This is a genomic window from Pseudomonadota bacterium (assembly GCA_023229365.1).
Lineage (GTDB): Bacteria > Myxococcota_A > Polyangia > JAAYKL01 > JAAYKL01 > JALNZK01.
The window spans coordinates 18,713-27,008 of record JALNZK010000074.1; the positions used below are offsets into that span (position 1 = coordinate 18,713).

Annotated in this window: 8 protein-coding genes and 1 pseudogene; 5 read left to right on the forward strand and 4 right to left on the reverse strand. The window is 70.5% G+C overall.

Annotated features, from left to right (window positions below):
- Window positions 1–11: 11 nt before the first annotated feature.
- Entirely contained in the window at window positions 12–953 is a 942-nt protein-coding gene (gene miaA, locus M0R80_21915) for a tRNA (adenosine(37)-N6)-dimethylallyltransferase MiaA (protein MCK9462291.1), read from the reverse strand.
- A 1-nt stretch (window position 954) separates the two neighbouring features.
- Window positions 955–2,733 (reverse strand): DNA mismatch repair endonuclease MutL, encoded by a 1,779-nt coding sequence (mutL, locus tag M0R80_21920; GenBank protein ID MCK9462292.1) that lies wholly within the window; start codon window positions 2,731–2,733, stop codon window positions 955–957.
- Between the two features lie 139 nt (window positions 2,734–2,872).
- On the opposite strand from mutL, the gene M0R80_21925 reads away from it, so the two are divergent.
- The 3 genes and pseudogenes from M0R80_21925 (at window position 2,873) to M0R80_21935 (ending at window position 5,786) form a co-directional block, all read left to right on the forward strand.
- Window positions 2,873–3,628, forward strand: coding sequence for a penicillin-insensitive murein endopeptidase (locus tag M0R80_21925; GenBank protein ID MCK9462293.1), 756 nt, complete (start codon window positions 2,873–2,875; stop codon window positions 3,626–3,628).
- Complete coding sequence (locus M0R80_21930) at window positions 3,625–5,532, forward strand: DUF2723 domain-containing protein (GenBank protein MCK9462294.1); 1,908 nt, start codon at window positions 3,625–3,627, stop codon at window positions 5,530–5,532. The genes M0R80_21925 and M0R80_21930 overlap by 4 nt, the downstream gene beginning before the upstream one ends.
- 119 nt (window positions 5,533–5,651) lie before the next feature.
- A pseudogene (locus M0R80_21935) lies at window positions 5,652–5,786 on the forward strand (ATP-binding protein).
- Window positions 5,787–6,059: 273 nt separating this feature from the next.
- On the opposite strand, the gene M0R80_21940 reads toward M0R80_21935, so the two are convergent.
- Both M0R80_21940 and M0R80_21945 read right to left on the reverse strand, forming a co-directional pair.
- Complete coding sequence (locus M0R80_21940; GenBank protein ID MCK9462295.1) at window positions 6,060–6,545, reverse strand: hypothetical protein; 486 nt, start codon at window positions 6,543–6,545, stop codon at window positions 6,060–6,062.
- The gene (locus M0R80_21945) at window positions 6,535–7,332 is read right to left on the reverse strand and encodes a hypothetical protein (GenBank protein MCK9462296.1); all 798 of its coding nucleotides are present in this window, start codon (window positions 7,330–7,332) and stop codon (window positions 6,535–6,537) included. The genes M0R80_21940 and M0R80_21945 overlap by 11 nt, the downstream gene beginning before the upstream one ends.
- A 248-nt stretch (window positions 7,333–7,580) precedes the next feature.
- Here M0R80_21945 and M0R80_21950 point away from each other — a divergent pair, with 248 nt between their 5' ends.
- Together M0R80_21950 and M0R80_21955 are read left to right on the forward strand one after the other, a co-directional pair.
- Window positions 7,581–7,811, forward strand: coding sequence for a thioredoxin domain-containing protein (locus M0R80_21950; protein ID MCK9462297.1), 231 nt, complete (start codon window positions 7,581–7,583; stop codon window positions 7,809–7,811).
- The gene (locus M0R80_21955; protein MCK9462298.1) at window positions 7,808–8,272 is read left to right on the forward strand and encodes a 3'-5' exonuclease; all 465 of its coding nucleotides are present in this window, start codon (window positions 7,808–7,810) and stop codon (window positions 8,270–8,272) included. The genes M0R80_21950 and M0R80_21955 overlap by 4 nt, the downstream gene beginning before the upstream one ends.
- The last annotated feature ends 24 nt before the right edge of the window (window positions 8,273–8,296 follow it).

Sequence of the window (8,296 nt, forward strand, 5' to 3'; positions counted from 1 at the left end):
ATTCGGCCGCTTCAATGCTCGGCGAAGAATACCCGCGCGGCCCCGATAATCTCCCCGGGGTCCGGGGGGAGCCAAAGGAGGTCGGGCTCGCCGCGAAACCACGTCCTTTGCCGCTTGGCGAGGCGCCGCGTGTCCGCCTGGATCTTGTCCCGGGCCTCCTCGAGGGTGACCTCCCCCGCGAGGTGCTCGCACAGCCGCTTGTACCCGAGCCCCTGCATCGGCTTGAGCGTCGGGCCGTAGCCCGCCCCGAGCAGCGCCCGCACCTCCTCGAGGAACCCGGCTGCGAGCATCCCGTCCACCCGGGCGTCGATGCGGCGCGCGAGCTCGTCCTTGTCGCGGTCCACGCCGAGGAGCGCGAACGGGTAACGCCGGTCCGAGAAGCCGTGCCGCGCCTGCCATTCGCTCATCGGCACGCCGGACTGCCGCACCACCTCGAGCGCGCGGAGGATCCGCACGCCGTCGTTGGGGTGGAGCCGCCGCGCCGTTGCTGGATCGAGCTTCCCGAGCTCGGCGTGGAGCGCGGGCCAGCCGTCGCGCCCGGCGCGGTCCATGATCTCGGCGCGGATCCCGGGTTCCGGGCCGGGGGCGCCCTGAAGCCCCCGGAGGAGGACTCGCAGATACAGCCCGGTGCCGCCGACGACGATGACGCGCTTCCCCCGCGCGGCGATGTCGGCGATGGCGCGATCCGCGTCCCTGGCGAACGCCGCCGCGTCATACGGCTGGTCCGGCGCGACGACGCCCAGCATGTGGTGCGCGACGCCGCCGAGCTCCTCCGGGCGCGGAGTGGCCGTGCCGATATCCATGCCACGGTACACCTGCATCGAGTCCGCGCCGACGAGCTCCCCGTCCACGGCGCGGGCCACGGCGAGCGCGAGCTCGGTCTTGCCCGTGCAGGTCGGCCCGCCGATCGCGAGGACGGGGATCCCCGAGGTGAGTGGAGGCGCGGCGGTCATCTCACCCCCGGCCGACGCGCCTGTCGATCTCGGCCCACGGGATGCGGGCGACGACCGGGCGCCCGTGCGGGCAGTGCCCCGCGAGGTCGACGCCGTCCATCTGCGCGAGCAGCGCGCGCGCCTCCTCCTCGCTCACCGCCCGGCCCGCCCGGATCGAGCCGTGGCACGCGACGGTCGCGAGCGCCTTGTCGTCGGTCGCGCCGCCCGAGTCCTCCCGCCCGGACTCGAGCGCGAGCACGAGCTCGGCGAGCAGCCGGTCCGGCGACGCGGAGCCGGCGGCCGCGGGCACGGCGCGGATCGCGATCCGGTCCGGCCCGCTGCGCGAGATCTCGAGCCCGAGCCGCGCGAGCGGCGCCTCGAGGACGGCGATCCGCTCCGCCTCGGCCGGCCCGAGATCCACGTGGTGCGGCGTGAGGAGCCGCTGCGACGCGAGCCTCCCCTTCGCGAGCTCGGCGCGCAGCCGCTCGAACGTGATCCGCTCGTGCGCCGCGTGCTGGTCGATGACGACGAGATCGCGATCGTCTTCGAAGATCAGATACGTGCCGCGCGCCTGGCCAACATAGCGCATCGAGAAGAACGCGCGATCCGCGGCGCGGGACGACGCGCCCGCGAACGGCAGCCGCTCGGGCTCCCGCGCGGCGGGGCCGCGGGACATGGGCCTCGCCGGATGCCCGTCGAAGCGGGGCGTCGGCACGAGCCGATCCGGCCGCGGGCCCTCGTAGGTCGCCGGGGTCTCCGCGATCCTGCCTCCGGCCTCGACAGCGGGCGGGGCCGAGCCCACACCGCGCGCCCACACCGCGCGGCCCGCGAGCTCGGCGACGACCCGGGACACGGCGCGGTACACGGCGCCCGGATCCGCGAACCGGACCTCGGTCTTCTGCGGGTGGACGTTCACGTCGACGCCGCCCGGAGGCAGCCCGATCGCGACCATCCCCGCGGGGTAGGAGCCCCGCGCGAGCGTCCCGCCGAACCCCTGCGCGACCGCCTTGAGCATCGCCCGATCGCGGACGAACCGCCCGTTCACGTAGGTGTAGAGCGAGCCCGCGCCGGCGCGCGCCCGGTGCGGCGGCCCGAGCACCGCGAGCACCTCGACCCCGCCCTCCGCGCCCCGCGCGACCGCGAGCGGCTCGTCGGGAAAGAGCTCCGCGACCCGCTCCTCGCTCTTCTCTGCGCGGGAGAGCTCCCGCACCCGCCTGCCGGACGACACGAGGGCGAACGACACGTCCGGGCGGACGAGCGCCAGCCGGACGAGCGCCTCCGCGCAGTGCCCGGCCTCGGTCGACTCGCGCTTCAGGAACTTGAGCCGCGCCGGCGTGTTGAAGAACAGGTCGGTCACCTCGAGCTCCGACCCGACCGGGCAGCCGGTCTCGCGGCGGCCGACGACGTCGCCGGCGACGAGCTCGAGGTGCAGGCCGGCGAGATCCTCGCGCCGCCGCGTCCTGAGCGACACGCGCGCGACCGACGCGATCGACGGCAGCGCCTCGCCGCGGAAGCCGAACGTCGCGACGCGCTCCAGATCCTCTATCGCGACGAGCTTGCTCGTGGCGTGGCGCGCGAATGCGAGCTGCGCCTCGTCGGGTCCGAGCCCGCGGCCGTTGTCGCGCACCAGGATCCGCCCGATCCCGCCCGCGTCGATCTCGACCTGGACGCGCGTCGCCCCGGCGTCGAGGCTGTTCTCGACGAGCTCCTTGACGACGGACGCCGGCCGCTCGACGACCTCCCCGGCCGCGATCTGATCGGCGACGATGCGGTCCAGCACGCGGATGCGGCTCTCGGTCATCGGGTCATCCCTCCACAGGCCGCCATACTAGGGGAGAACGCGACGCGCGCCAAGCTCGGCCTCCCTGCTGCCCGCCCGACGGCGGGGCGGCCGGCCGAGAACTTGGGGCGGGGGCGCGGTTCTTGATAACGTCCTCGACGTGACCCCAAAGCTTCGCACGGACCGCGTCCTACCGCGCGTCGCCCTGGCGGCGGGCCTCGTCGCCTGCGCCGCGGCCCGGATCTCGAGCGCGGATCCGCCGGCCGAGCCCGCCCCTCCCCGCTCCGCGTCGATAGGCGCGCCGATGGACGGCTCGCTCGCGGGCGGCGCGGTGCTCCCGAAGCGCGGGGCCGGCTTCCAGGTCATGCAGAAGACGCTCGCGCGCAGGGCGCGCTTTGGCACCGATGAGCTCGTGCGGCTCGTGGAGGAGGCGGCGGCGTCCGTCCGGCGCAAGGACCGCGGGGCTCTGCTCGCGGTCGCGGATCTGTCGCAACGGCGCGGCGGCACGCTCGAGCACCACGGCTCCCACCAGAGCGGGCGCGACGTGGACTTCGCCTTCTACATGCGCGATGCCACGGGCGCCCCTGCGGTCCCGGCCGACTTCGTCGCGTTCGATCGCAACGGCTTCTCCGTCGATCCGCCGATGGCCTTCCGCTTCGACGCGGCGCGCAACTGGGCGCTCGTCGCCGCGCTGCTGTCCTCGAAGCGCGCCGAGGTCCAGTGGATCTTCGTCTCCGAGCACCTGAAGCGGATCCTGCTCCTCCACGCCGACGCCTCGGGCGCGGCTCCGATGCTCGTCGCCCGCGCCCGGCGGGCGCTGCGGCAGCCCGGGGCCAAGTCCCACTGGGACCACTTCCACGTCCGCATCCGCTGCCCCGCCGACAGCGGCGAGAGCTGCCGCGACTGGGCCAGATGAACGCGCTCCACGAGGGGCTCTCCGTGCGGGCGGCCCGCGCCGCCGCGTTCGCGATCCCGCTCGCGCTCGGCGTCATCGCCGCGTCGCCCGAGCCCTACTGGCTCGACTCCCCGGAGTTCACGGCCGCGGCCATGACCCTGGGCGTCCCCCACCCGCCGGGGCACCCGCTCTACGTCATGCTCGCGAAGCCGTTCACGCTGCTCCCGATCGGCTCGATCGCCTTGCGCGTCTCGCTCGCGTCGGCGGTCTTCGGCGCGCTCGCGTCGCTCGCGCTCTTCGAGATCGCGCTGCTCTTCGTCGCGTACGCCGCGCCGAGGCTCCCCCGCCCGTCGCAGGCGGTCGTCTCCGTCGCGACCGCGCTCACCGCGTCCGTCGCACCGGGGTGGTGGTTCCAGTCCGTGCGCGCCGAGGTCTACTCCCTCGAAACGTCGCTCGTCCTCACCGCGTTCTACCTCTTCGCGCGCCACGCCCTGAACCGCGAGCCGCAGGGCGACGGCGCGCTCAAGGCCGGGGCGTTCGTGTGCGGGCTCGGGCTCGCGAACCACCACTTCATCATGCTCGCCGCGATCCCCGCGGCGATCCCGCGGCTCGTCGCGCTCGCGCGGACGCGCGGCGGCGCTGGCGCGCTCGGGCTCTCGGCGAAGCTCGCCGGCTGCGCGGCGCTCGGGCTGCTGCCGTACCTCTTCGTCCCGATCCGGTCGATCGTCGGCGCCCCGGTGTCGCTCGGCGGCGCGGTGACGCCGGGCGAGCTCGCGTGGGTCGTGTCCGCGAAGGTCTACCAGAAGTCCATGGCCGCACAGGAGCTCGGCGGTCTCGACGCGCGCTCGCTCGACGCGCTGTTCTCGATGATGCAGGAGCTCGGGCCGGTGCTCGTCGTGTCGGCGCTCGCGGGCCTCTACCTCCTGCTCCGGCGGCGTGAGACCGCCCTCGCCGGAACGATGCTCGCGACGCTCGGGACCGTGACGCTCCTCCTGCGCTCCGTGATGGCGTTCGATCCGTTCAACCCGGACTACTACGGCTACATGCAGCCCGCGGTTGCCGCGATCGCCGTCGCGGCCGGCGTCCTCGCCGCGGTCGGGATCGACGTCCTCGCGCGCGCCCTGCCCCGCGGCGGGATCGTCGCCGCGCTCCTGACCGCGTCGACGCTCTCGCTCCCGGTCCTGCACGGCAGGGAGTCGAGGCCCGCGGTCGATCTCTCGGGGTTCCGCGCGACCCGCCTCTACCACGATCTCGCGCTCGCCGGGGCCAAGCCGGGCGCCACGGTGCTCGTGAGCTACTACAAGCCGTTCTTCGTCCTTTGGGCGGCGCGCTGGATCGACGGCTCGCGCGCCGATCTCGCGATCGTGAACCCGCAGCTGTTCGGCTACCCCGGCTACCTGCGCGCGGCGCTCGCCGAGCACCCCGGCCTGAAACGGCTCGCCCACTCCATGATCGTCAAGGGGGTGGTCACCGAGGAGGCCGTGTCGGAGCTCGCGTACTCGAGGCCGCTGCGCGTGGAGCCGAGCCCCTGGGTCGAGGCGGCGGCGTTCCGCAACCTCCTGCCGGACGGCACGACGTACAGGGCGTTCCCGGAGCCGCTCGGCGTCGCGGACGTCTCCGACGCGGCGACGGCGCACTTCGGCGCGTGGCAGAGGTTCTACGACCTGCTCGGCACCGGCTGGCAGGAGCACGAGACGTGGCGGATGCTCGTGTGGAGCCACTACCTCGACGCGGTGTACTTCGCGCGTCGGGGGGATCGCGACGACGCGAGGAAGGCGCTCGACCTCGCCCGCCACCTCGGGACGGACGCGCCCCAGCTCGTCGAGCTCCGCGCTCTCGTGGACAAGCCGGGCAAGGGGCCGATCGACGTCGCGCCGTTCCTGCCGGGGTTCGAGGCCGTGGAGAAGCCGCGCGGCGGTCGATAGGGAACCTCGATCACGGTCGCGAGCGAGCTACTCCTTCGACGGACTCCAGACTATACGATTGTCAGTATCCGGTCCGGTCGAACCTGAGCACGAAGATCTCGGTGTCGCCGCTGGCGGTCAAGCTCCTCGGCGACACCGCCGCCGTCTCCGCCATGCTCGACCGCCTCCTCCACCACGGACACGTCCTGCGCTGCGGCCCTAAAAGCTGGCGAACCAAACATGCGGGCTTGAAACACGAGGAGAAGAAGAAGTAGATCGATCCCAGATCAGGTCCCGGCCCGACTGGCCGCTTTTGACCTGTCTTTCACTGGCCGCTTTTCAACTGTCGACCGGGGACATGTCCGTCGAGCCACCTCCCCCCGGCGACACCCAAAAGCAGCAAGTGATCGACACCTGAAAAGCGGCCAGTGAGGAAGCCGGGACGTTGACCCGAGCGGCGAGCGGTGGCTCTCCGCCCTGATGAGCAACGTCTTGAGTGAAACGAAGCAAAGCCAGGTGGTCGCGCTGGGGCGCCTCGGGTGGCCGCCTCACGCCTTTTCGATGTGCCGCTGCAGCTCGTCGAGTACTAGGTTCAGATCGGCCTCGAGCTTCGCGATGTCGTCGAGGACAATGTAGATGAAAGTCTTCCTCTCCTTGATCTTGAAGAACTTCACGCGCTGAGAATTGGGGTGCGGATCGAAACCGGTCAGGTGCTTGGGCTTGCGGAGCCTTGCGAAGACGAGCGTCCCCTCATCGCGCCAGAGCAGACCCGTGTGGATCTGCGCCTTGTCGCCCTGCGGGGTCTTGCCGTTGACAATCGCCAGGATGGTCAGATCCCCCTTGATCCCGCCGCCATGACCAACCCCGATTGCTTTCTTGCCCTTGTCTATAACGAAGGAGGTCCAGTCACGTTTCGCGGCCACGATCTTTTCGAGCCGTTTCTCGACGATCTCAGTAAAACGCTGGAGGACTTGCACCGCTTCGGTGTAGCGCAGGATCCCGTCCTGCAAGAAAACGTCTTCTTCATTCGACATTTTCGAGACCTTTCTTCAGGAGCTCAGTCTGTCTCGCCAGCCGGTTCAGGTGCCGGAGCTGTTTGGTTGGAACTTCGCTCGTATTCCGCGTCGTCGCCAAGTGCCCGAGGAGTCGCTGCTCCACGGCGCCCGTGAAGGCGTATGCCCATGCCCTCCAGATAACGTCTTCCTCTTTTGCAGCAAGCGCTTTCCTGAGCGCCACCGCTACGTCGTCCCAGGTGAGTTCTTCCACCGTGTCGTGCAATCCCTCGTCTTCCTCGTCGATCTCGTGCTTTTTCACGTCTTTCCACTCGTCCAGGTCCTCGGCCGGAAGGAGCATGAAGTTCTTCCAGACCGTGGCTGCTGGGTGCCGCTCGTGCAGCTTGCGCCCGGCTTCGAAAACCTTGCGGAAACCCTTGTCACCGATTTTCACCTCGACGTGGGCGTGCGCGCCGCTCTCCCACTCGACGATCAGGTCGCCCCGACGCTCCCCATCCTTGGTCCTCTCCTCTCGGGACACGGTGCACGCGCCGAGTTCCGCGTCTTCTCCGAAGGCGTCGCCTAGCAGCAGACAGGCGAGCCTTCCGCCCCTCGAGGTTTCGATCAGGTAGGCGAGCCAGTCGGACCAATCTTCTTCGCGGGAGAGGCGCAGCGGTCGGAACCTCGACCAGTCCCGCGCGCTCGGATCCCCACCGAGATCCGCGAGCAGTGCGTTCCACCGATTGAGCAGGACCTGGCGTTCGTTGCACACACGTAGCAGATCAAAGCGCGCCAGATCGGTGAGCTTGTCGAAGAGGCTCCAGTCCATGACCAACACAGTACTTCCCCAGGGAGTGCCCAGCAAGAGGGCGTTAGGCAACTAGGTCACAGGCTGTCCTACTGGGCGGCTACTCTCCGAGAGAGGTAATATCCGAGGATACAGGAGGCCCCGCCATGGAGCTCATCGAAGTGAAAACGACCGCGCAGTTCAAGAAGCACGTCACCGACAGCGACGTGCCGGTGATGGTCTACTTCTATGCGCCGTGGTGAGGCGCCTGCGGACCGGCCGGTCGGGCCGTGGAGAAGGCGGTCGCAGCGGCGAAGGGGAAGGTGGCCCTGGTCAAGGTGAACATCGACGACGCCGAGAAGCTCGCCGACAAGCAGGACATCGAGTACGTGCCGACGATCCGTCTGCACCGGCGTGGCTGCCCGGCATCGCAACTAGAGGCCAAGCCGACGCCGAAGGCGCTCGGGCAGTGGATCGGGGAGTACCTGTCCCTGAAGCCGGCGAGGAAGACGAAGAGGTGAGCGGCGGGAGCGACAGAGGCGCCGGCCTCCTTGAGCGGACGATCTTCTCGTTCGACACCGAGACCACGGGGCTCGATCCGATCGAGGACCGCATCGTCCAGATCGGCGGGGTGTTCCTTCGGAGGGGCGAGCTCGTCGGGCCGCGGCGGTCGTCGCTCGTCAACCCGGGCGTGCCGATCCCGCCCGACGTCACGGCGATCCACGGCATCACCGACGCGGACGTGGCCGACGCCGAGAGCTTCGCGGCGGTCGGACCGCGCTTCGTGGAGTTCCTCCTGCATGCGCCCGACGGGGAGGAGCCGATCCTGTGCGGCTACAACGCGCCCGGCTTCGACGTGCCGTTCATCAACGCGGAGCTTGGGAGCGATCCTCGAAAAGCGCGGGATAGCGATCGTGGCGAGCGCGGGGGAGCGCGGGGTTCGGTTATTTGCCCGGGGGCTCCGGACAGCATAACCGTGTGATCGACGACGCCCCCAAAGACGACA

Bases quoted from the DNA above. Each gene is read 5' to 3' on its own strand.
- miaA (MCK9462291.1), bottom strand. From the start codon at position 953: ATGACCGCCGCGCCTCCACTCACCTCGGGGATCCCCGTCCTCGCGATC.
- mutL (MCK9462292.1), bottom strand. From the start codon at position 2,733: ATGACCGAGAGCCGCATCCGCGTGCTGGACCGCATCGTCGCCGATCAG.
- M0R80_21930 (MCK9462294.1), top strand. From the start codon at position 3,625: ATGAACGCGCTCCACGAGGGGCTCTCCGTGCGGGCGGCCCGCGCCGCC.
- M0R80_21940 (MCK9462295.1), bottom strand. From the start codon at position 6,545: ATGTCGAATGAAGAAGACGTTTTCTTGCAGGACGGGATCCTGCGCTAC.
- M0R80_21945 (MCK9462296.1), bottom strand. From the start codon at position 7,332: ATGGACTGGAGCCTCTTCGACAAGCTCACCGATCTGGCGCGCTTTGAT.